22 protein-coding genes are annotated in these 20,915 nt (G+C 62.0%); 19 read left to right on the top strand and 3 right to left on the bottom strand.

Annotated features, from left to right (window positions below):
* Window positions 1–1,400, bottom strand: a 1,400-nt coding sequence (gene norR / locus AK81_RS26540) for a nitric oxide reductase transcriptional regulator NorR (RefSeq protein WP_043204135.1), incomplete at its 3' end; no start/stop codon positions are given.
* A 154-nt stretch (window positions 1,401–1,554) separates the two neighbouring features.
* Here norR and hmpA point away from each other — a divergent pair.
* From hmpA to AK81_RS26615, 15 genes are all read left to right on the top strand, one after another.
* A complete protein-coding gene (gene hmpA, locus AK81_RS26545) occupies window positions 1,555–2,733 on the top strand; it encodes an NO-inducible flavohemoprotein (protein WP_043204136.1) in 1,179 nt (392 codons plus the stop codon).
* A gap of 433 nt (window positions 2,734–3,166) precedes the next feature.
* Entirely contained in the window at window positions 3,167–3,673 is a 507-nt protein-coding gene (locus AK81_RS26550; RefSeq protein ID WP_016484939.1) for a disulfide bond formation protein B, read from the top strand.
* Window positions 3,674–4,232: 559 nt separating this feature from the next.
* Window positions 4,233–5,177 (top strand): ubiquinol oxidase subunit II, encoded by a 945-nt coding sequence (gene cyoA, locus AK81_RS26555; RefSeq protein WP_043204139.1) that lies wholly within the window; start codon window positions 4,233–4,235, stop codon window positions 5,175–5,177.
* Between the two features lie 3 nt (window positions 5,178–5,180).
* The gene (gene cyoB / locus AK81_RS26560) at window positions 5,181–7,199 is read left to right on the top strand and encodes a cytochrome o ubiquinol oxidase subunit I (RefSeq protein ID WP_043204141.1); all 2,019 of its coding nucleotides are present in this window, start codon (window positions 5,181–5,183) and stop codon (window positions 7,197–7,199) included.
* A 3-nt stretch (window positions 7,200–7,202) separates the two neighbouring features.
* Window positions 7,203–7,826, top strand: a complete 624-nt coding sequence (gene cyoC, locus AK81_RS26565) for a cytochrome o ubiquinol oxidase subunit III (RefSeq protein WP_043204143.1) — start codon at window positions 7,203–7,205, stop codon at window positions 7,824–7,826.
* Window positions 7,826–8,158, top strand: a complete 333-nt coding sequence (gene cyoD / locus AK81_RS26570) for a cytochrome o ubiquinol oxidase subunit IV (protein ID WP_043204144.1) — start codon at window positions 7,826–7,828, stop codon at window positions 8,156–8,158. Before cyoC ends, cyoD begins: the two co-directional genes overlap by 1 nt.
* Before the next feature lie 11 nt (window positions 8,159–8,169).
* Window positions 8,170–9,057 carry a heme o synthase gene (gene cyoE / locus AK81_RS26575; protein ID WP_043204146.1) on the top strand — a complete coding sequence of 296 codons (888 nt, stop codon included), beginning with the start codon at window positions 8,170–8,172 and terminating at the stop codon, window positions 9,055–9,057.
* A gap of 335 nt (window positions 9,058–9,392) precedes the next feature.
* Window positions 9,393–10,601, top strand: coding sequence for an alanine transaminase (alaC, locus tag AK81_RS26580; RefSeq protein ID WP_043204147.1), 1,209 nt, complete (start codon window positions 9,393–9,395; stop codon window positions 10,599–10,601).
* Between the two features lie 205 nt (window positions 10,602–10,806).
* The gene (locus tag AK81_RS26585) at window positions 10,807–11,934 is read left to right on the top strand and encodes a hypothetical protein (protein ID WP_043204148.1); all 1,128 of its coding nucleotides are present in this window, start codon (window positions 10,807–10,809) and stop codon (window positions 11,932–11,934) included.
* A 126-nt stretch (window positions 11,935–12,060) separates the two neighbouring features.
* A complete protein-coding gene (locus AK81_RS26590; protein ID WP_026034689.1) occupies window positions 12,061–12,444 on the top strand; it encodes a YkgJ family cysteine cluster protein in 384 nt (127 codons plus the stop codon).
* 438 nt (window positions 12,445–12,882) lie between these two features.
* Entirely contained in the window at window positions 12,883–13,104 is a 222-nt protein-coding gene (locus tag AK81_RS26595; RefSeq protein WP_193393779.1) for a hypothetical protein, read from the top strand.
* The gene (locus AK81_RS26600) at window positions 13,101–13,352 is read left to right on the top strand and encodes a DUF3077 domain-containing protein (RefSeq protein WP_043204154.1); all 252 of its coding nucleotides are present in this window, start codon (window positions 13,101–13,103) and stop codon (window positions 13,350–13,352) included. Before AK81_RS26595 ends, AK81_RS26600 begins: the two co-directional genes overlap by 4 nt.
* Before the next feature lie 176 nt (window positions 13,353–13,528).
* Window positions 13,529–14,092 carry a GNAT family N-acetyltransferase gene (locus AK81_RS26605; protein ID WP_043204156.1) on the top strand — a complete coding sequence of 188 codons (564 nt, stop codon included), beginning with the start codon at window positions 13,529–13,531 and terminating at the stop codon, window positions 14,090–14,092.
* A 105-nt stretch (window positions 14,093–14,197) separates the two neighbouring features.
* Window positions 14,198–14,737 carry a hypothetical protein gene (locus tag AK81_RS26610; protein WP_043204158.1) on the top strand — a complete coding sequence of 180 codons (540 nt, stop codon included), beginning with the start codon at window positions 14,198–14,200 and terminating at the stop codon, window positions 14,735–14,737.
* 19 nt (window positions 14,738–14,756) lie between these two features.
* Complete coding sequence (locus AK81_RS26615) at window positions 14,757–15,143, top strand: lysozyme inhibitor LprI family protein (RefSeq protein ID WP_043204160.1); 387 nt, start codon at window positions 14,757–14,759, stop codon at window positions 15,141–15,143.
* Between the two features lie 76 nt (window positions 15,144–15,219).
* On the opposite strand, the gene mnmH is transcribed toward AK81_RS26615, so the two are convergent.
* Together mnmH and selD are read right to left on the bottom strand one after the other, a co-directional pair.
* Window positions 15,220–16,332: a tRNA 2-selenouridine(34) synthase MnmH gene (gene mnmH / locus AK81_RS26620; protein ID WP_043204162.1), complete on the bottom strand. Its 1,113-nt coding sequence runs from the start codon at window positions 16,330–16,332 to the stop codon at window positions 15,220–15,222.
* A complete protein-coding gene (selD, locus tag AK81_RS26625; protein WP_043204164.1) occupies window positions 16,332–17,366 on the bottom strand; it encodes a selenide, water dikinase SelD in 1,035 nt (344 codons plus the stop codon). The genes mnmH and selD overlap by 1 nt, the downstream gene beginning before the upstream one ends.
* Window positions 17,367–17,492: 126 nt before the next feature.
* On the opposite strand from selD, the gene AK81_RS26630 reads away from it, so the two are divergent.
* Genes AK81_RS26630 through phnE form a run of 4 tightly spaced genes read left to right on the top strand, consistent with a single transcriptional unit; the run spans window position 17,493 to window position 20,738 of the window.
* Entirely contained in the window at window positions 17,493–18,347 is an 855-nt protein-coding gene (locus AK81_RS26630; RefSeq protein WP_043204165.1) for a putative selenate ABC transporter substrate-binding protein, read from the top strand.
* Complete coding sequence (locus AK81_RS26635; protein WP_081042161.1) at window positions 18,344–19,153, top strand: phosphonate ABC transporter ATP-binding protein; 810 nt, start codon at window positions 18,344–18,346, stop codon at window positions 19,151–19,153. The genes AK81_RS26630 and AK81_RS26635 overlap by 4 nt, the downstream gene beginning before the upstream one ends.
* Window positions 19,147–19,974 (top strand): PhnE/PtxC family ABC transporter permease, encoded by an 828-nt coding sequence (locus AK81_RS26640; protein ID WP_043204166.1) that lies wholly within the window; start codon window positions 19,147–19,149, stop codon window positions 19,972–19,974. Before AK81_RS26635 ends, AK81_RS26640 begins: the two co-directional genes overlap by 7 nt.
* Window positions 19,971–20,738 (top strand): phosphonate ABC transporter, permease protein PhnE, encoded by a 768-nt coding sequence (gene phnE / locus AK81_RS26645; protein ID WP_043204169.1) that lies wholly within the window; start codon window positions 19,971–19,973, stop codon window positions 20,736–20,738. The genes AK81_RS26640 and phnE overlap by 4 nt, the downstream gene beginning before the upstream one ends.
* Window positions 20,739–20,915 lie beyond the last annotated feature (177 nt).

The raw sequence follows: 20,915 nt of genomic DNA on the forward strand, positions 1-20,915 counted from the left end.
GGCAATGCTGCCACCTGGGGCGGGGCTGCAGGGGAGGGCAGGGGGGGCGGTGTGTCCGAGGACACGCGCAGGTCCAGGTCGATGGCTTCGAGTGTGAGGATGCGGGGCCGATCGGGGTGTTGGCCCAGTGCCTTGAGGGCCGAGCGGCCGATCAGGTGTTCCAGTTCGCGCACGTTGCCTGGCCAGTCGTAGGCCAGCAGCGCGGCCTGCGCTTCGGGGCTCAGTCGCAGGCTGTTCAGGCCCAGGCGAGAACGGTTCTGTTCGAGGAAGTAGCCAGCCAATAGCAGTACATCTCGACCACGTTCGCGCAAGGGCGGCACGTGCAGCGGGTACACGCTGAGGCGGTGATAGAAGTCGGCGCGGAAGTTGCCGTTGCGCACTTCTGCTGCCAGGTCACGGTTGGTGGCGGCAATCAGGCGCACGTCCACGCGGTGCTCGCGGTCCGAGCCCAGGCGTTGCAACTGGCCGCTTTGCAGCACACGCAGCAGTTTGGCCTGGACGGTAAGTGGCAGTTCGCCCACTTCGTCGAGGAACAGCGTGCCGCCATTGGCCAGCTCGAACTTGCCGCGGCGCTCGCCGTGCGCACCGGTGAAGGCACCGCGTACATGGCCGAACAGTTCGCTTTCTACCAGGGTGTCGGGCAGGGCGGCACAGTTGAGGCTGACCAACGGCTTGTCGGCGCGGCTGCTGGCCTGGTGCAGGGCAAGGGCCACCAGTTCCTTGCCGACCCCGGTTTCGCCGGTGATCAGCACGGTCAGGTCGCTGCCACCGACCAGGCGGATTTCCTCTACCAGGCGCTTGTGCGCCGGGCTCTGGCCAATCAGTTCTTTATCCTGGCCGCTGGCCTGGCGGTAGATCTCGGCGCGGTGGTGTTCGTCCTCGGCGCGCAGGGCCAGGTGCTCGATGCGCTCGGCCACGGTAACGGTGGCGGCGGCCAGGCTGGCGAAGGCCTGCAGGGCATCCAGTTCCAGGCTCTGGAATTGCCCGGGGGTGAGGGCGTCGAGGGTGACCAGGCCCCAAGGGCGCTCATCGACCATCAGCGGGCAGCCCATGCAGTCGTGCACTTCAAGGCTGGCATCCGGGGCATTGACCAAGCCATCGTAGGGGTCGGGCAGTTCGGAGTCGCTGGCGAAACGGGTGGGTTCCGGGCGGCTGAGCAGGATCTGGAACCGTGGGTGCTCGCTGACCCGGAAGCGCCGACCCAAGGTGTCAGGGCTCAGACCATCCACTGCCAGCGGCACCAGCCATTCACCATCCAGGCGCAGCAGCGCGGCGGCATCGCACGGCAGAAGCCCGCGCATGGCCTGCAGCAGGCGACGGTAGCGTTCCTGGTCGGGCAAATCGCGGGACAGGTCGCTGACCAAGGGCAGCAAGGCGGTGAGCAATGGCTTTGTGGTCATAAAGACTCCTATGGGTCGATATGACTATACGCCGAGGTAGGTCTTTTTGACATGACCTGCCTCAAACCCCTGATTTTGCTGGCTATAAAAGTTGGCACGATTGCTGAAATGGCTAGGGCAGTCATTTGAAGCCACAGGCTCAGGAGTTGTCGCAATGCTCAATGCCGAACAACGTGCAATCATCAAAGCCACTGTACCCCTGCTGGAAAGCGGCGGCGAAGCGCTGACCACCCACTTCTACAAGATGATGCTCAACGAGTATCCAGAGGTCCGTCCACTGTTCAACCAGGCCCACCAGGCCAGTGGTGACCAGCCACGGGCCCTGGCCAACGGCGTGCTGATGTATGCCCGCCACATTGACCAGCTGGAGCAGTTGGGCGGCCTGGTGGGGCAGATCATCAACAAGCATGTTGCCCTGCAGATTCTGCCGGAGCACTACCCGATCGTCGGCAGCTGCCTGCTGCGCGCCATCGAGGAAGTGCTGGGCAAGGAAATCGCCACCCCTGCGGTGATCGAAGCCTGGGGCGCGGCCTATGGCCAGCTGGCCGACATCCTGATTGGTGCTGAAGAAAATCTTTATAAAGAGAAGGAAGAGGCTGAAGGCGGCTGGCGCGGTACCCGCGAATTCCGCCTGGTACGTCGCGAGCAGGAAAGCAGCGAGATCGTCTCGTTCTACTTAGCCCCGGTGGATGGCAAGCCGGTGCTCAAGGCCGAGCCAGGCCAGTACATCGGCCTGAAGCTGGACATCGACGGTGCCGAGCAGCGGCGCAACTATTCCCTGTCGGCGCTGTGCGATGGCAAGGAGTACCGCATCAGCGTCAAGCGCGAGGCGGGCGGCAAGGTTTCCAATTACCTGCACGATGAGCTGGTGGTGGGCGATACCCTGCAACTGTTCCCGCCTGCGGGTGACTTTACCCTGGCAGCCAGCGACAAGCCGCTGGTGCTGATCAGCGGGGGCGTGGGCATCACCCCGACCCTGGCGATGTTGCAGGCGGCGCTGCAAACCCGGCGCGAGGTGCATTTCATCCACTGCGCGCGTAACGGCGCGGTGCATGCCTTCCGTGACTGGGTCGATGGCCTGGCGGCGCGTCATCCGCAGCTCAAGCGCTTCTACTGCTATGCCGAGCCGGAGGGTGGTGCCGAGGCCGATGCCGTCGGCCTGCTGAGCGAGGACCTGCTGGGCGAGTGGCTGCCGCAGGAGCGTGATGTGGATGCCTACTTCCTTGGGCCGAAGGCCTTCATGGCGGCGGTGAAGCGCCAGTTGAAGGGCCTGGGTGTGCCAGAGCAGCAGAGCCGCTACGAGTTCTTCGGGCCGGCGGCTGCCCTGGAGTGATCTAACACCTGTGCCGGCCCCTTCGCGGGCTTGCCCGCTCCCACAGATACCCCACAGCATTTGAAACCTGTGGAGTCCTGTGGGAGCGGGTTTACCCGCGAAGGGGCCGGCACAGGCGTACACGATTACTTCCTGCCTATATATAAAGGAAAGATGAAACCGGGCTCACCGCTTTCATCTTTAATCCTCCTTTAATCACGGTATCCTTCACTCCCGGGTGTCGAGGGGCTTGCCCCTGCGCGGCACCCGGGCAGCCGTTTTTTTGCCGCCCAGCGTTGAACCGACGTTCTCATGGTCGGTCTCAGCCACACCGGATAGCCCAGCGCAGTGCTGTCACGCCGCTTCCTCGGCACGCTCAAAGGCCCTGCCCAGCGTGTAGACTTGCGCTCAGGCAGGCGGACCACGCTGCCACTATCCATCGAAGGAACCGGCAATGAACGAACAAACATCGCGCCTGAATCGGGAACGGCGCTTTCTGGTGCTGTTGGGCCTGATCTGCCTCTCGCTGATCGGCGGCGCCCTCTATATGCAAGTGGTGCTGGGCGAGGCACCGTGCCCGCTGTGCATCCTGCAGCGTTACGCGCTGCTGTTCATTGCCGTATTCGCCTTCATCGCCGCAGCGATGCCCGGGCGCCGCAGCCTGACCTTCTTCGAGGCACTGGTGGTGCTTAGCGCAATTGGCGGAATCATTGCGGCCGGCAACCATGTGTATATACTCGCCAACCCCATGGTCAGCTGTGGCATCGACACCCTCCAGCCGATCGTTGACGACCTGCCGCTGGCCAAACTCTGGCCGCTGGCGTTCCAGGTCGACGGCTTCTGCAGCACGCCGTACCCGCCGCTCCTCGGTTTGTCACTGGCGCAATGGGCGCTCGTGGCGTTCGTGCTGACCGCCATCCTGGTTCCGCTCGGGATCTACCGCAACCGACGCCAGGCTTAGACAAAGGTCCTGAATTGCATGTGGTCTTTTACACCGCATGAGAAGAGTGAAATGTCGCTCACCGCTTGATCCAGATCAACCACAAGGCCTTGCAGAATGCGGCTTTGAGGCCTAGCAAGCGGGGTGCGACAAACTGTCGCGAAGTTGAATTATCGAGCAGCATTGTTACGCATTCTGTAAAAGACTGTTGCTCAATAAGTCATAGTCAAGGGTTGGCGACCTCACTACAATCGCCCCCAATTTCCGTTCGGCACTGCTTGCGAGTCGCAGGATTGAAGGAAGCCCCAGCGCTCCTTTTTGCTGACTTCGTCAAGTTTCGCCCAACGGCGATACCGGGCGGACCCCCCTCCGCGTTTTCCCGCACCAAATGGACTTGGTCTGAAGTACAGGCCTGTTGCCTACGAAACCATAAGCACCGCTAACACGCTTGAAGCCAAGGTCATGCAGTCGGACCCCAGGCAGGAGCGAGTACGGGCGCAAAATGCCTCACTTGGCAGGACGAAGTGTTGGCTACCAAAACACAAATTGCATTGAAGCAAGCTGATCTAGAGGTCGTGAGATGAGTAAAAAGCGTTACCCCAGACTGTTTGGCATATTGCCCTTTTTAGGCATGCTTTTACTCAGTGGGTGCAACTGGACCCTGCTCGACCCGAAGGGCCAGGTCGGCATTGAGCAAAAGAACCTGATCCTGATCGCTACCGGCCTCATGCTGCTGGTGGTCATCCCTGTGATCATCATGACCCTGGCGTTCGCCTGGAAGTACCGTGCTTCCAACAAGGCTGCCACCTACACCCCTGACTGGTCGCACTCGACCAAGATCGAGGCCGCGGTGTGGATCATCCCGATCCTGATCATCATCGCCCTGGGTTACGTCACCTACCACTCCACCCACAAGCTGGACCCGTACCGTCCGCTGGATTCGGACGTGAAGCCGATCCAGATCGACGTGGTCGCACTGGACTGGAAGTGGCTGTTCATCTACCCGGAACAGGGCATTGCCACCGTCAACAAGATCAACTTCCCGGCCAATACCCCGGTGAACTTCCGCGTCACCTCCGACGCCGTGATGAACTCGTTCTTCATCCCGGGCCTGGGTGGCCAGATCTACGCGATGGCCGGCATGACCACCAAGCTGCACCTGATCGCCAACGAGAACGGTGTGTTTGACGGTATCAGCGCCAACTACAGCGGTGCTGGTTTCACCGGCATGAAATTCAAGGCTACTGCCACCTCTCAGGAAGACTTCGACAAGTGGGTCGCCGAGGTCAAGCAGTCGCCGTTGAAACTGGGCAAAGCCGAGTACGAAGCTCTGGCCAAACCTAGCGAATACAACCCAGTCGCGCTGTACAGCGAGGCGCCAGCAGAGCTGTTCCAGTCCATCGTCGACAAGTACGAAGGCATGAACCGCGGCAAGCCGGTCCACGAAGAAGCAGGCAGCAAAGATCTGGCCACAACCAAGGGTGTGGAATCGAGTATGCAACCAGCTGCCGGTGCAGAGGAGTAAGAGATGTTCGGTAAACTAAGCCTGGAGGCGATACCCTATCACGAGCCGATAGTCATGGTGACGCTTGCCATGATCGCGCTCGGCGGTATCGCTGTCGTCGGTCTTATCACCTATTTCCGCAAGTGGACCTACTTGTGGAGCGAGTGGTTGACTACTGTCGACCACAAAAAGATCGGCGTGATGTACATCATCGTCGCGATGGTCATGCTGCTGCGCGGCTTTGCCGACGCCATCATGATGCGTACCCAGCTGGCTGCCGCTACCGGTGGCTCCGAAGGCTACCTGCCGCCTGAACACTATGACCAGATCTTCACCGCTCACGGTGTGATCATGATCATCTTCATGGCGATGCCGTTCTTCACCGGCCTGATGAACCTCGCGGTTCCTCTGCAGATCGGTGCACGTGACGTTGCCTTCCCGTTCCTGAACTCCCTGAGCTTCTACCTGCTGCTGGCAGGCGTGCTGCTGGTCAACATCTCGCTGGGCGTTGGTGAATTCGCCAAGACCGGCTGGGTTGCCTATCCGCCGCTCGCAGGCATTCAGTACAGCCCTGGGGTGGGTGTCGACTACTACATCTGGGCGCTACAGCTATCCGGACTGGGTACGACGCTTACCGGCGTGAACTTCCTCGTCACCGTGATGAAGATGCGCGCACCTGGCATGAAGCTGATGGACATGCCGATCTTCACCTGGACCTGCACCTGGGCCAACGTGCTGATCGTTGCTTCGTTCCCGATCCTGACTGCTGCACTCGCACTGCTGACTGTTGACCGTTATCTGGACTTCCACATTTTCACCAACGAGCTTGGTGGGAACCCGATGATGTACGTCAACCTGTTCTGGGCGTGGGGTCACCCTGAGGTTTACATCCTGATCCTGCCGGCCTTCGGCGTGTTCTCGGAAGTTACCTCGACGTTCTCTGGCAAACGCCTGTTCGGCCACCACTCGATGATCTATGCATCGGGCGCGATCGCCATCCTCGGCTTTGCGGTTTGGCTGCACCACTTCTTCACCATGGGTGCCGGCGCCAGCGTCAACACCTTCTTCGGCCTGGCGACGATGCTGATCTCCATCCCGACCGGTGTGAAGCTGTTCAACTGGCTGTTCACCATGTACCAAGGCCGTGTGCGCTTCACCGCACCGATGCTCTGGACCCTGGGCTTCATGGTCACCTTCTCCATCGGTGGCATGACCGGCGTACTGCTGGCCGTTCCAGGTGCTGACTTCGTTCTGCACAACAGCCTGTTCGTAATTGCGCACTTCCACAACGTGATCATCGGTGGCGCGGTATTCGGCTACATCGCCGGTTTCGCCTTCTGGTTCCCGAAAGCCTTCGGTTTCACCCTGAACGAGAAGTGGGGCAAAGCTGCCTTCTGGTTCTGGATCTCGGGCTTCTACGTTGCGTTCATGCCGCTGTACGCCCTGGGCTTCATGGGCATGACCCGTCGTCTGAACCACTCCGACAACCCACTGTGGGAACCCTACCTGTGGGTAGCGGTAGCCGGCGCCGTGCTGATCCTGTTCGGTATCGCTTGCCAGCTGATCCAGATCTTCGTTTCGGTCCGCGACCGCAACCAGAACCTGGACGTGACCGGCGACCCATGGGGCGGCCGTACCCTGGAATGGTCGACTTCTTCGCCACCTCCGTTCTACAACTTCGCTCACATGCCTGAGAAAGTTGGCCTGGACTGCTGGCACGAAGCCAAAGAAGCCGGTGTTGCCTACAAGGTGCCGGGCAAGTACGAAGCGATCCACATGCCGAGCAACACCTCTACCGGTTTGTTCATGGGCCTGCTGCTGACCGTATTCGGCTTTGCCTTCATCTGGCACATCTGGTGGCTGGTAGGCGCGAGCCTGGTAGCAACCATCGCAGTCTTCGTTCGCCACGCTGCACGTGACGACCAGGGCTTCATGGTTCCGGCTGAAGAAGTGGCGCGCATCGAAGGCGAGCGTCTGAAAGCGCTGGCCAAAGCAGGTGCTCTGCCTGCCGGCGCACGTGTCGAATCGTTTGAGCGGGTGTAATCAATGTCCAGTCAAGTAATGCACGGCGCTGCTCATGGTCACGACCATGGGCATGACGACCACCACCACGACTCGGGCCAGATGACCGTACTGGGTTTCTGGCTGTACCTGATGACCGACTGCATCCTGTTTGCGTCGCTCTTCGCTACCTACGCGGTGCTGTCCGGCAGTTTTGCCGGCGGCCCGTCGGGTCATGACATCTTCCAGCTCGATTTCGTAGCTGTTGAAACGCTGTTCCTGCTGCTGTCCTCGATCACCTTCGGCTTCGCCATGCTGAAGATGTTCGATGGCAAGAAAGCCGGTGTACTGGGCTGGTTGGCTGTGACCTTCCTGTTCGGTGCAGGCTTCATCGCGATGGAAATCTATGAATTCCATCACCTGATCAGCGAGGGCTTCGGCCCGCAGCGCAGTGGCTTCCTGTCGGCGTTCTTCGCCCTGGTAGGTACCCACGGTCTGCACGTGACTGCCGGCCTGATCTGGATGGCAATCATGATGTACCAGATCAACAAGCATGGCATCACGCCGACCGCCAAGACCCGCATGAGCTGCCTGAGCCTGTTCTGGCACTTCCTGGACGTGGTCTGGATCTGCGTATTCACCGTCGTCTACCTGCTGGGGGTTCTGTAATGGCTAGCGCACACGACACTCATCACGAAGGCAACCACGGCAGCGTCAAGTCGTACATGATCGGCTTTGTCCTGTCGATCATCCTGACTGCTATCCCGTTCGCCCTGGCCATGACCGCCAGCCTGCCGAAGAACCTGACCGTTCTGATCATTGTTGCCATGGCCGTGATCCAGGTGGTTGTACACCTGGTTTACTTCCTGCACATGGACCGCTCGAAAGAGCAACGCAACAACGTATCGACGTTCCTGTTCACCGTACTGGTAATTGCACTGCTGGTCGGCCTGTCGCTGTGGATCATGTTCAACATCCACGTCGAAATGATGGCCAAGTGAGGTAAGACTGCATGTCCGTTAAGCACTTTATCCAAATCACCAAACCGGGGATCATTTTCGGTAACGTGCTTTCCGTGGCAGGCGGTTTCTTCCTTGCCTCGAAGGGCCATGTGGACTTCGCCTTGTTCCTGGCGGTGGTGATCGGTACTTCGCTGGTGGTTGCGTCCGGATGCGTGTTCAACAACTGCATCGACCGTGACATCGACCACAAGATGGAGCGCACCAAGAACCGCGTCATGGTGCAGGGCGGCATGTCGCTGCCCCTCGCGCTGATCTACGCCACCCTGCTCGGGGTGGCGGGTTTCAGCCTGCTGTATGTCCAGGCCAACCCACTGTCGGCGTTCTGTGCGCTGATTGGCTTCATCGTCTACGTCGGTTTCTACAGCCTGTGGCTGAAGCGTAAATCGGTGCACGGCACCTTGGTCGGCAGCCTGTCGGGTGCCATGCCTCCGGTGATCGGCTACTGCGCCGTAAGCAACAGCTTCGACCTGGCTGCGGTTACTCTGCTGGTGATGTTCAGCCTGTGGCAGATGCCGCACAGCTTTGCCATCGCTATCTTCCGCTTCAAGGATTACAGCGCTGCCAACATTCCGGTCCTGCCGGTGGCGCGCGGTGTCCTCGCGGCGAAGAAGCAGATCGTGCTGTACGTGCTGGCCTTCGTGCTCGCCACCTTGATGCTCACCCTCGGCGGTTACGCCGGCCTCGGCTACATGGCCGTGGCAGCTGCCATGGGCCTGTACTGGCTGTACATGGCATGGGGTGGTTACAAGGCCGAGGACGACAGCAAGTGGGCCCGCAAGGTGTTCGGCTTCTCCATCCTCACTGTCACTGCGCTGAGCGTGATGATGGGTGTGGACAGCCAGACCGCTGCGGACGTGCTGATGACTTACGCACGCTGATACTGCTGCCTGCTTCACGAAAACCCCGGCCCTGTGCCGGGGTTTTTTATGCCTCTTTTCCTGTGCCGGCCTCTTCGCGGGCTTGCCCGCTCCCACAGGTACGGCGCAGGCCCCAGGGGCTGTAAGTTAACCTGTGGGAGCGGGCGAGCCCGCGAAGAGGCCAGTGCAGGGAAACATAAATCTGGCATTTTCAAAAAATACATCTGAAAAGATCTAACAAAACAGGAAATTGTCCTTTACAGGCATCCTGTTTCGGCACTATCTTCTGATCCAGGCCGCCACATCGGCCAACGTCGCTCGGACGGTTCCGGGCGCTTACGTACTCAGAGGAAGCCATGGCCAACCCAGGTTCGCCGCGCCGCTTTGCGCGCATCGATCGTCTCCCCCCTTACGTCTTCAACATCACTGCCGAACTCAAGATGGCTGCCCGCCGCCGTGGCGAGGACATCATCGACCTGAGCATGGGCAACCCCGATGGCGCCACCCCGCCGCACATCGTCGAGAAGCTGGTGCAGGTCGCCCAGCGTGAAGACACCCACGGCTACTCCACCTCTCGCGGCATCCCACGCCTGCGCCGGGCCATTTCCAACTGGTACAAGGAACGCTACGAGGTCGACATCGACCCGGAAAGCGAAGCCATCGTCACCATCGGCTCGAAGGAAGGCCTGGCCCACCTGATGCTGGCCACCCTCGACCAGGGCGACACGGTGCTGGTGCCCAACCCCAGCTACCCGATCCATATCTACGGCGCGGTCATCGCCGGTGCCCAGGTGCGTTCGGTGCCATTGGTACCGGGTGTGGACTTCTTCAATGAACTCGAGCGGGCCATCCGCGAGTCTATCCCCAAGCCGAAGATGATGATCCTCGGCTTCCCGTCCAACCCCACCGCCCAGTGCGTGGAGCTGGACTTCTTCGAGCGCGTGGTGGCCCTGGCCAAGCAGTACGACGTGCTGGTGGTGCATGACCTGGCCTACGCCGACATCGTCTACGACGGCTGGAAAGCCCCGTCGATCATGCAGGTGCCTGGCGCCAAGGACATTGCGGTGGAGTTCTTCACCCTGTCCAAGAGCTACAACATGGCGGGCTGGCGGATCGGCTTCATGGTCGGCAACCCCGAGCTGGTCAACGCCCTGGCGCGGATCAAGAGCTACCACGACTACGGCACCTTCACCCCGCTGCAGGTCGCTGCCATTGCCGCGCTGGAAGGTGACCAGCAATGCGTCCGTGACATTGCCGAGCAATACCGCCAGCGCCGCAATCTGCTGGTGAAGGGGCTGCACGAGCTGGGCTGGATGGTCGAGAACCCCAAGGCCTCGATGTACGTGTGGGCGAAGATCCCAGAGCAATATGCACACATGGGCTCGCTGGAATTTGCCAAGAAGCTGCTGGCCGAGGCCAAGGTGTGCGTGTCGCCGGGGATCGGTTTTGGCGAGTATGGCGATGACCATGTGCGCTTTGCCCTGATCGAGAACCAGGACCGCATTCGCCAGGCCATCCGCGGGATCCGGCAGATGTTCCGGGCTGACGGGTTGGCCCGCAAGTAAGCCACCGGGGCCGCTTAGCGGCCCATCGCGACATACAGGTACAGCGCCGTTTTCAAGCGATGCGCGGTCCCTGTAGGAGCGGCCTTGTGTCGCGATGGGCTGCAAAGCAGCCCCTCGATTGTGCAGCAGGGCGAGCTTTCCGCCTGCTTTTCACCGATCAGCCTACCTATCTTCAGCACTCATTTCTCATCACAGAGACCCACCCATGAGTGTTTTCACCGCCTATTTCTGCGGCACCGGCTCGCACCGCTTCGACGATGCCAACCCCAACTTCTGGAACGGCGAGCTGGTCTCTACCCTGGCCAGCAACGACCAAGGCCGCGAGTTCGCCCACTGGATCGCCGTTGACGGCCCCGGCAGCGGCAACCTTCAGGATGACAAGCTGTTCGTCGAACCCGGTGGCTACTTCAACTGGACCGGCCAGTTGTTCGGCCGCGGCTGGGAAGAAAACGTCAACCACGTGCTGCAGGTGATCAAAGGCGAAAGCAGCTGGCAGCGCACCAAGCTGAGCGAGGGAGAGTACGCGCGGCTGCAGGCCGCTGGCGTACCTGTTCCGGACGTTTCCTCCACCGCCTCGTGGTTCTGGCGTACCTACGACTACGGTGACCGCCACCCGACCCCGCAGGAGTTGCAAGAGCGCATCATCAGCATGTTCCGCAAGCCGCGCATTCCGACCCAGGTGAACCTGGTGGGCTGGAGCCGGGGCGGCATCAGCTGCCACATGCTGGCCAACGCCATGGCGAAAGACCCGGTATTGCGAAACGTACCGGTGAACATTTTTGCGATCGACCCGGTGCCAGGCGTTGGTAATGTGCAAGCCGAGCGCACCACCCTGGCGGCAAACGTGCGCGAATATGTCGGCTTCTACTCGCGGGATGAGCGTTCCAAAGGGTTTGCCTGCGTGATTCCTTCAGTCGCCAGTGGTACGCAGATCTGCATTTATCCAATGCCGGGGCGTCATGCCACGCTGGTCGGCAATGCATCGGCCGATGGTGCGAGCGACGGCAAAGTGCTCAGGGAGCCTGGGCTGATCGTTCGCCATCTGGCCGAAGTCTGCCTGACCCGCTGGGGTGTTCAGCTGGGCAAGCGACTGGCCTTGAATGACAGCCAGTTGAAGAACTATCACCAGGCCATGGCAGCAGCCGAAGCCAAGTACCAGGCCATGCGCAGCAACTCCTACACGGTGCTGACCGAGGGTGAGAAGCACGACCGGTTGGTGCACTGCGGCCCAGCCCGCACGCATTTCAGCAAGGTGTGTGGTGATGACTATGACCCGACCGAAGGCCTGGCGCTGCAGCGTTGGGATGCCACTACCTACAAGGCATTACGCTGAATGAAGCGGGCGGCCGGATCAGTGGCAGATTTATTTGCATGCGCCCTCTATCCAGCCGCCCCGGGTTCGATTAAAAATGGCGCCGCGGGCCAGCCCCGATAACAACAACCTTCCCTCCGTGGCATCATGTCTGAATATAACCCTTGCCTTGACTGCGGCGCCTGCTGCGGGTACTTCCGTGTGTCCTTCTTCTGGGGCGAATGCCAGTCTGCCGGGGGCCTTGTGCCGGACGACCTGGTGGTGCAGATCAACCCCACCCGTGTTGCCATGATCGGCACTGACGCCAAGCCATGCCGCTGCGTCAGCCTTGAGGGCGAGATCGGTAAGGAAGTGGCTTGTACCATTTATGCCAACCGTTCCAGCCCTTGTCGCGAGTTCGATGCATCGTGGGAGGGGGGAGTGCACAACCCCAGCTGCGACGATGCGCGTGCCGCGTATGGCCTGCCACCACTGACCCCGCCAGGGGCCAACGAGCCGCATTGGCCGGATGATGGGGCAGAGGTGGCCTGAGCCATCTTGGGCGCCTGCGCAGGCCTATTCGCGGGCACGCCCGCTCCCACAGGTACTGCATAGAACTTAAGCAATGTGGGGTCCCTGTGGGAGCGGGCGTGCCCGCGAATAGGCCATCGGCTGTAAGAAAATTCTGAACTTGAAACCAAATGCTTCAGGTTGCCAGGGATTGGGAATTATCCTACGACCTCAGTCGGATGCCGTCTGACATACAGGGAAATACTCCAGGGATAACTTCACTGCTCGCCCGATAAGGCGAGCGAGTGTGAGAACTCGTCGTTGGTAGTCTTCCTGTCAGTTCATGGCAGCTGTGCGCGTGCAGGCCTCGGTCTGACCGTGGTGACTCCAACACGGGCTTCTCACCTCGCGCACGGCTGCCGCCCAAATCTGTGAGAAGGATTTCAGGTGGTTGCTCCTTTGAACCTATTGGAGTCAATCATGAAAAAACTTGTGCCTGATCCACCCGTTACAGACCTTACCTACCAAGCCGCCAAGTCTCAGGCCACCCAGGTCATGGACTACCTCTCAAACACTATCCTTCAATACCTCGACGCCGGAGCCCCAGCCGTTCGTTCCAGCCTGCTAGAGCAGATGTCGACGCAAACCGAGCTGCTTCACGCCCTGCTAGCCCACATCAAATCGCAGGAGGCCCAGGCATGAGCGAACACCTCAAATCCCGCACCACCGCCGGTGTGGAAAAATTCCTTGAGCTGTACCGGGTAGAGCCGGGTGTGCCGCTTGATCTGGCATTCGATGAATTGTCGGTGTTGATAGGTTGCATCAAGCACCTGAACGAAGAGGCCGAGATGGAGGGCGACAAGATTGCCGGCAGCGCGGCGCGGATTCTCAGTGCCATGGCCAAGGCGCTGATCAATGACATGGAAATGGGCATGAATCGCGGCGCCTGAACGATTTTCGGGGCCGCTTTGCGGCCCATCGCGACACAAGGCCGCTCCTACAGGGCCCGCGTACCTCTGTAGGAGCGGCCTTGTGTCGCGATGGGCTGCAAAGCAGCCCCGGGATGCCCGAACCCTGCACTTGACGTTAAACTGTCATCTCCCCAGCAATGGACAGGAGATCCGGCGTGACCCCACCCCGCAGTTTCCCCAGTGACCTCTGCCTCGACAGCCCGCGGTTGCAGTTGCGCCCCATGCGCCATGCCGATGCCGCGCAGTGGCTGGCGATCATGGCCGACCCCGAGGTCATGCGTTATTGGCACCATGCCCCCTGGCAAGACCTGGCCGAGGCCGAAAGCGCCCTGGCCGCCGACCGCGAAGCTTATGCCAATGGCGACCAGCTCAAGCTTGGCATGTACCGCCGTGACAACGGCGAGCTCATCGGCATGGTGCAGTTGTTCAACATCGACGATGTGTCCCGACGCGGCGAGATCGGCTATTGCCTGGCCAGCGCCGTACAGGGCAGGGGCTACATGGACGAAGCGCTCACCTGCTTTATCGACTACCTCGCCCATACCCTGCACATGCGCCGCCTTGAAGGGGAGATCGACCCGCGTAACCAGGGCTCGGCGCGTACCCTTGAGCGGCAGGGCTTTGTGCTTGAAGGCACCCTGCGGGCGCGCTGGTGCGTGGCCGGCGAGCTGTCTGACTCGGGTATCTATGGCTTGTTGCTTGAGCCAGCGGTTGTATAGCCTTACGCCGCATGGTGTTGCCGTGCAGCACCTACCCAGGGTCTGGAAGCGGGGCAGTGCCTGGGTTAAGGTCGTAGGCTGTCCCGTTTCCTCCAGGTGTGTCCCTTGCCCGTTTTCTACCTGAGCATCAGCCTGCTGCTGTATGTGCTCGCCCTTTTTTTCGATGGCGCGCTGATGAGCGGCGGGCGCCACATGCCGGCCCTGCAGATGCTGCTGTACGGGCCATGGGGCATGCCCTTCGGTTTGTACCAATGGTTTGCCAACCCGCTGCTGGCCGTGGCCATTCTTGCCCATCGGCGGTTCCGCCGCCTGGCACTGCTGGCCGGGTTGGCGGCGTTGTACCTGGCGGCCAGCAGTTTCGGCATCACCCGCCTGCCAGACAACCAGAGCTACGAGTTTAACGACCTGACCGGTTTTGGTGCTGGCTTCTATCTGTGGCTGGCGGCCATTGTGGTGTTCTGCCTGGGCCAGGCCTGGCATTGCTGGAAGGCACGCAGCGCCGACGACATGCCGGGCTGGAACTGGCTTGATGTGGCGTTGATTGCGGCGTTGGGCGTGGCGCTGTATTCGGCAACGCAGATGCCATCGCTGCGCTTCCACCCAGGCAATGTGCTGATGCCGCCAGAACAGCCGCAGTCGTTTTGATACCCCAAGGAGGGTTTGCATGATCAAGCATTACCTGACAGGCCTGGCTCTGGCCTGCGTTTTACCGTTCGCCGTGGCGGACGATTACACGCCGGCCTACGGAAAGTGCATGGACAAGGCCTCCAGCACGGTGGCCATGAGCGAATGCATCAAGGCCGAGACGCAAGTGCAGGACCAGCGCCTGAACCGGGTGTACAAGCAATTGATGGCCAAGCTGGATGCCGGGCAGCAGAAGAGCCTGCGGGATGTGCAGCGAAAATGGCTTGCCTACCGTGATGGCAATTGCCAGTTTCATGTGCAGGCCAGTGGCGGGACCATGGCGCAGCTGGAGGGTGGGACCTGCATGATGGACATGACCCGCGACCGGGCGGCGGAGCTGGAACGGGTGCTCAGCCCGGGGCAGTAAGGTTGCCTGTACCGGCCTCTTCGCGGGTAAACCCGCGAAGAGGGCGACTCGGTTTCGGACACCGGCTGTGCCGGTGCTAATGATGAGGTTTGCGCAGTGCCCGGGCTTTGAGGTATTCGCGCACTTCCACGGCATCCCCGGCAAACTCGATACGCTTTGCCTTCGCCGCACGCTGGTAGGCATACATCGGGTCGTAATACTCGTTCAGCAAGCCCTCGATCCAGCCCCGGTGCAGGTCCACCGCGCCGCTGCGTTGTTGTTCTTCAAGCGCCTGGCCCAGCATCGCCGACAGCCGCTGATAGCGCTCGCCACCCAAGCGCTTGTAGATGTTGGCCATGCTCTGCCGCATGCGCTCGGCAAACAACCGGCGGCCATCGTCCTCACCATGCACACCGACGAATTCGGCACTGAGGTTGACCACGTAGTCGCGCAAGATGCGCTCCACTCGGTGGGTGAAGCTGTCTTCCAGCCACACCAGCGGGTACTGCTGCATGCCCTGGTACAGCTCCAGCGGCACTGTGCAGCTGCCGACGATGCGGCCTTCATCTTCCAGCACGAACTGCCTGATCCCACGGGCGCGCTTTTTCAGCACATCGATGGCCAGCTGGTTTTCGAAATCGATCTGCGCCGGCTGCGCCGTGGCGCGTTTGCCGAAGCTGGAACCGCGATGGTTGGCGTGGCCTTCCAGATCGAGCACGTTGTCCAGCTGGTGCAGCACATCGGTCTTGCCGGTACCCGTCAGGCCGCCCAGCAGCACGAAATCGCATTGCGCCACCGCCTGCTGGGTGGTGTCCAGCAGGAAGGTGCGCATGGCCTTGTAGCCACCTTTGACACGCGGGTAATGAATACCCGCCTCATCGCGCAGCCAGCCCTGCACGATCTGTGAGCGCAGGCCGCCCCGAAAACAATACAGGTAGCCTTGCGGGTGGGCCTGGGTGAATGCCACCCAGGCGTCCATCCGTGCTTGTTTAGTGGTGCCACTGACCAGTTGGTGGCCAAGGGCGATGGCGGCGGCCTGGCCCTGCTGTTTGAAGCAGGTGCCGACCTTCTGTCGCTCCTGGTCGTTCATCAACGGCAGGTTGACCACACCTGGGAAGGCGCCTTTGGCGAATTCGACAGGGGCGCGCATGTCCATCATCGGCACATCGTCGAGGAACAGCTGGCGCAAGTCGGTGCAGTCGGGGCGCATCAGATCACCTCGACCGCGTGGCGCTGTCGCTCGACCAGCTTGCCGATCGGCGCCAGTTGCAGGCCCAGTTCGGCCGCCAAGGCGAGGAACTCGGTTTCACCTTCCGGCGCAACCGCCACCAGCAGGCCGCCGCTGGTCTGCGGGTCGCACAGCAGGTGTTTCTGGTCGTCGCTGAGGGCGCCGATCTTGTGCCCGTAGCTTTCGTAGTTGCGCAGGGTTCCACCCGGGATGCAGCCTTCGGCCAGGTAGTGGTCGACACTGGGCAGGCGGGGCACGGCGGCGTAGTCCAGGTGCGCGGTGAGGCCGCTGCCTTCAGCCAGCTCGACCAGGTGCCCGAGCAAGCCGAAGCCAGTGACGTCGGTCATGGCCTTGACCCCGTCGAGCTTGCCGAAGCGGCTGCCGGGGGTGTTGAGGGTGCACATCCAGTCGCGGGCCAGGCCCTGGTCCTGCGTGCGCAGCTTGGCCTTTTTTTCGGCAGTGGTGAGGATGCCGATGCCCAGTGGCTTGGTCAGGTACAGCTGGCAGCCGGCAGTGGCGGTGTCGTTGCGCTTGAGGTGACGCTTGCTCACCACACCGGTCACGGCAAGGCCGAAGATGGGTTCGGGGGCGTCGATGGAGTGGCCGCCGGCCAGCGGGATACCGGCTTCAGCGCACACCGCGCGGCCGCCACGGATCACTTCACGAGCAACCTCAGGGGGCAGCACGTTGACTGGCCAGCCAAGGATGGCGATGGCCATCAGCGGGTCGCCGCCCATGGCGTAGATGTCGCTGATGGCGTTGGTAGCGGCGATGCGGCCGAAGTCGTACGGGTCATCGACGATCGGCATGAAAAAATCGGTGGTCGAGACCACGCCGCGCTCGTCGTCCAGCGCATACACGGCGGCGTCGTCACGCGAGGCGTTGCCCACCCACAGTTTCGGGTCCAGGGCCTGGGCGCCGCTTTCGGCGAGGATCACATCCAGCACCTTGGGCGAAATCTTGCAGCCACAGCCGGCGCCATGGCTGTACTGGGTCAGGCGAATCGGCTCGCTCATACGTACCTCGGCAGGTCAGATTGTTGCGCGAGTTTAGCAAAGCTGGCCATCGGGCCTTTGCCTCTTATACTTGCCGGTGCTGGCATCAATGTTGGCCATTCCCCGCTATTGAACCGGAGAACACTCATGTTCAAACGCCCCCTGGCGCTCGCCGCCGGCCTTGTATTGTCCTGCTGTGCCGTTGCCGTTCAGGCTGCTGAAACCCTGCGGGTCAGCGCCATCCCCGACGAAGCGCCTACCGAACTGCAGCGCAAGTTCAAGCCATTGGGCGAGTACCTGGCCAAACAGTTGGGCATGGAGGTGAAGTTCGTCCCGGTGGCCGATTACCCGGCCGTGGTCGAGTCGCTGGCCGCCGACCGCCTGGACCTGGCCTGGCTGGGCGGCTTTACCTTTGTCCAGGTCTACCTGAAAGACCCGACTGCCACGCCGCTGGTGCAGCGTGAGCAGGACGCGCAATTCACCTCCAAGTTCATCACTGCCAACCCCGACGTGAAGAGCCTGGCCGACCTCAAGGGCAAGTCGTTTGCCTTCGGGTCCATCTCGTCCACGTCGGGCAGCCTGATGCCGCGTTACTTCATGCTCAAGCAGGACAACATCAAGCCTGAAGCGTACTTCAGCCGCGTGGCCTACTCTGGCGCCCATGACGCCACCGTGGCCTGGGTGCAGGCTGGCAAGGTCGATGGAGGCGTGCTCAACGCCAGTGTGTGGCAAAAGCTGGTGGACGCCGGCAAGGTCGATACCAGCAAGGTGAAGGTGTTCGCCACCACCCCGACCTACTTCGACTACAACTGGACCGTGCGCGGCAACATGGACGCGGCGCTCAAAGCCAAGATCAAGAAAGCCTTCCTCGATCTCGACCCGGCCAACCCGGAGCACAAGGCGATCCTCGACCTGCAGGCCGCCAGCCGCTTCATCGAAACCAAGCCTGAGAACTACAAGGGTACCGAGCAAGCCGCACGCGAGGCCGGCCTGCTCAAGTGACCGCTTCGAATGTGGCCATCGATCTGCACGGTGCCAGCCTGCGCCATGGCCCGGTACGCGCGCTTGATGCGATCAGCCTGCGCATCGAGCAGGGCGAGCGCGTTGCCATCATCGGGCCCTCGGGGGCGGGCAAGTCCAGCTTGCTGCACCTGATGGCCACGGCCATCCAGCCCAGCAGCGGGCACCTGGAGCTGCTCGGCGAGCAGCCCTGGGCATTGTCAGCCAGGGCACGCCAGCGTTTGCGGGCGCGGGTGGGCCTGGTGCATCAGGCGCCGCCCTTGCCACCGCGTCAGCGGGTGGTGACCGCCGTGCTGGCTGGCCGCCTGGGGCAGTGGGGTGTACTGCGCGGCTTGTTCAACCTGCTGTACCCCGGCGATGTGCCGGGGGCGCGCCAGGTTTTGGCCGAGCTGGGCCTGGCCGACAAGCTGTTCGTGCAGTGCGGGCAATTGTCCGGTGGCCAGTTGCAGCGCGTGGGCATTGCCCGGGTGCTTTACCAGCGGCCGCAGGTGCTGCTGACTGACGAGCCGGTATCGGCCATGGACCCGGTGCTGGCCGACCACAGCCTGGCCTTGCTCAACCGCCATGCCCAGGCCAACGGCGTGACGCTGGTGGCGAGCTTGCATGCCGTGGAGTTGGCGCTGGCGCATTTCCCGCGGGTGATCGGTATCCGCGAGGGGCAGGTGGTGTTTGACTGCCCGGCCGATGCGGTGACCGAACCCATGCTGGAAGCGCTGTACGCTAACGAACAGCTGGTGTCGCCGCCCACCCTGGGGCCGAGCCTTACTGTGCAGATTCCGCGATGCTGAAGGCCGAAACCCGCGACCCGGCCCTGCTGCCGCGGTTGCTGCTGGCCTTGCTGGCAATTGTCGTGCTGTGGCCTGGCATTCAGTTGAGCGAGCTGAACCCGTGGGTATTGCTGCAGGCGGAGAACCGACAGCAGATCGCCAGTTTCACCAGCGCCTTCTGGCCACCGGCACACGATGCCGACTTTCTCGCGTTGCTGTACGAAGCCACTCTGCAAACCCTGGCCGTGGCCACTGCTGGCATGGCGTTGGCATTGCTGCTGGCCGTTCCGGCCGGGCTGATGGCCAGCCGCGCCTTGTCGTTGCGTGCCGCCTCCCGTGGCGGGCGTGCCGGGTTGTGGTCGCGCTTGCTGCGCCTGCCGGTGCGCGGGTTGCTGATTTTTCTGCGCAGCGTGCCAGAAATTGTCTGGGCGCTGTTGTTTGTGCGGGCCGTGGGGCTGGGGCCAACGGCGGGCGTGCTGGCGATCGCCATTACCTACAGCGGCATGCTCGGCAAGGTCTACGCCGAAATTTTCGAGTCGGTCGACCAGCGCCCGGCCCATGCCTTGTTGCAGGCGGGCAGTGGCCGGCTGGCGGCGTTTCTGTACGGCATCCTGCCCAATGCTGCGTCGGAAGTGGTGTCGTACACCGTGTACCGCTGGGAGTGCGCGGTGCGGGCATCGGTGGTGATGGGGTTTGTCGGTGCTGGCGGGCTGGGGCAGCAGATTGACCTGTCGATGCGCATGTTCGCCGGTGCGCAGGTGGCGAGCATGTTGCTGACGTTCCTGGTGCTGGTGATGCTGGCCGACCTGCTCAGCCGCCTGCTGCGCGGGAGGCTGGCATGAACCGGGTGATCAACCTGCTGCTGCTTGGCGCCATCGCGCTGGCGGTAGTGGCTTCGTTTGCTTATCTGGAGCTGGACTTGCAGGCACTGGTCGGCAACGGCGGGTTGGGGCAGATTGGCGAGTATGCCGGGCGTTTCCTGCACCCGGACCTGTCCGCCGAGCACCTGAAAGCGGTGTGGCGTGGGGCGCAGGAGACCCTGGCCATGTCTGGCCTGGGCACGTTGCTGGCGATGGTACTAGGGATGTTGCTGGCGCTGCCGGCGGCGGGGCGGTTCGGCTGGCCGTTGCAGGCTGTGTCGCGGTTGTTGCTGAATGCCCTGCGGGCCATCCCTGAGCTTGTATGGGCGGCATTGACGGTGCTGGCGGCAGGCCTTGGCCCCAATGCCGGCACCCTGGCCTTGGCGCTGCATACCGCTGGCGTGCTGGGGCGGTTGTTTGCCGAGGCGCTGGAGAACGCACCGCCAGAGCCGGCAGCGGCTATCCGCCTGCAGGGCGGCAGCCAGGTGGCGGCGTTCTGCTTTGGTACCTTGCCCAACCTGTGGCCGCAGTTGCTGGCCTACAGCTTGTACCGCTGGGAGAACAACATCCGCATGGCCAGCGTGCTGGGGTTTGTCGGGGCGGGTGGCTTGGGGCAGATGCTGTACACCACCCTGAGCCTGTTCCAGGAGGCCCAGGCCAGCACGGTGATCATCGGGATGCTGGTGCTGGTGCTGCTGGTGGATGTGTTGAGCGATGCATTGCGCCAGCGCTATGTGCGCGCCTGAGTGCTTTTGGGGCCGCTTCACACCCCATGACATTTTCGCGGTCCCTGTAATCGATGGACTCGCCCCCGCCGAGGCATCACAGTGCCACGGTGGCGTTCAAAGAAGCCAACGGCAGCGAGGGCGAGACCATGAAAAAGCATAGTTCGAAGCACGATCCCCTGTCTTCCACTGATGTGG

Origin of the sequence: Pseudomonas putida W15Oct28, from assembly GCF_000708715.2 — a bacterium.
In the GTDB taxonomy this organism is placed as follows: domain Bacteria; phylum Pseudomonadota; class Gammaproteobacteria; order Pseudomonadales; family Pseudomonadaceae; genus Aquipseudomonas; species Aquipseudomonas putida_R.

Excerpts from the sequence above, each read along its gene's own strand:
- hmpA (WP_043204136.1), top strand. The coding sequence starts at position 1,555 with ATGCTCAATGCCGAACAACGTGCAATCATCAAAGCCACTGTACCCCTG.
- AK81_RS26550 (WP_016484939.1), top strand. The coding sequence starts at position 3,167 with ATGAACGAACAAACATCGCGCCTGAATCGGGAACGGCGCTTTCTGGTG.
- cyoA (WP_043204139.1), top strand. The coding sequence starts at position 4,233 with ATGAGTAAAAAGCGTTACCCCAGACTGTTTGGCATATTGCCCTTTTTA.
- cyoB (WP_043204141.1), top strand. The coding sequence starts at position 5,181 with ATGTTCGGTAAACTAAGCCTGGAGGCGATACCCTATCACGAGCCGATA.
- cyoC (WP_043204143.1), top strand. The coding sequence starts at position 7,203 with ATGTCCAGTCAAGTAATGCACGGCGCTGCTCATGGTCACGACCATGGG.
- cyoD (WP_043204144.1), top strand. The coding sequence starts at position 7,826 with ATGGCTAGCGCACACGACACTCATCACGAAGGCAACCACGGCAGCGTC.
- cyoE (WP_043204146.1), top strand. The coding sequence starts at position 8,170 with ATGTCCGTTAAGCACTTTATCCAAATCACCAAACCGGGGATCATTTTC.
- alaC (WP_043204147.1), top strand. The coding sequence starts at position 9,393 with ATGGCCAACCCAGGTTCGCCGCGCCGCTTTGCGCGCATCGATCGTCTC.
- AK81_RS26585 (WP_043204148.1), top strand. The coding sequence starts at position 10,807 with ATGAGTGTTTTCACCGCCTATTTCTGCGGCACCGGCTCGCACCGCTTC.
- AK81_RS26590 (WP_026034689.1), top strand. The coding sequence starts at position 12,061 with ATGTCTGAATATAACCCTTGCCTTGACTGCGGCGCCTGCTGCGGGTAC.
- AK81_RS26595 (WP_193393779.1), top strand. The coding sequence starts at position 12,883 with ATGAAAAAACTTGTGCCTGATCCACCCGTTACAGACCTTACCTACCAA.
- AK81_RS26600 (WP_043204154.1), top strand. The coding sequence starts at position 13,101 with ATGAGCGAACACCTCAAATCCCGCACCACCGCCGGTGTGGAAAAATTC.
- AK81_RS26615 (WP_043204160.1), top strand. The coding sequence starts at position 14,757 with ATGATCAAGCATTACCTGACAGGCCTGGCTCTGGCCTGCGTTTTACCG.
- mnmH (WP_043204162.1), bottom strand. The coding sequence starts at position 16,332 with ATGCGCCCCGACTGCACCGACTTGCGCCAGCTGTTCCTCGACGATGTG.
- selD (WP_043204164.1), bottom strand. The coding sequence starts at position 17,366 with ATGAGCGAGCCGATTCGCCTGACCCAGTACAGCCATGGCGCCGGCTGT.
- AK81_RS26630 (WP_043204165.1), top strand. The coding sequence starts at position 17,493 with ATGTTCAAACGCCCCCTGGCGCTCGCCGCCGGCCTTGTATTGTCCTGC.
- AK81_RS26640 (WP_043204166.1), top strand. The coding sequence starts at position 19,147 with ATGCTGAAGGCCGAAACCCGCGACCCGGCCCTGCTGCCGCGGTTGCTG.
- phnE (WP_043204169.1), top strand. The coding sequence starts at position 19,971 with ATGAACCGGGTGATCAACCTGCTGCTGCTTGGCGCCATCGCGCTGGCG.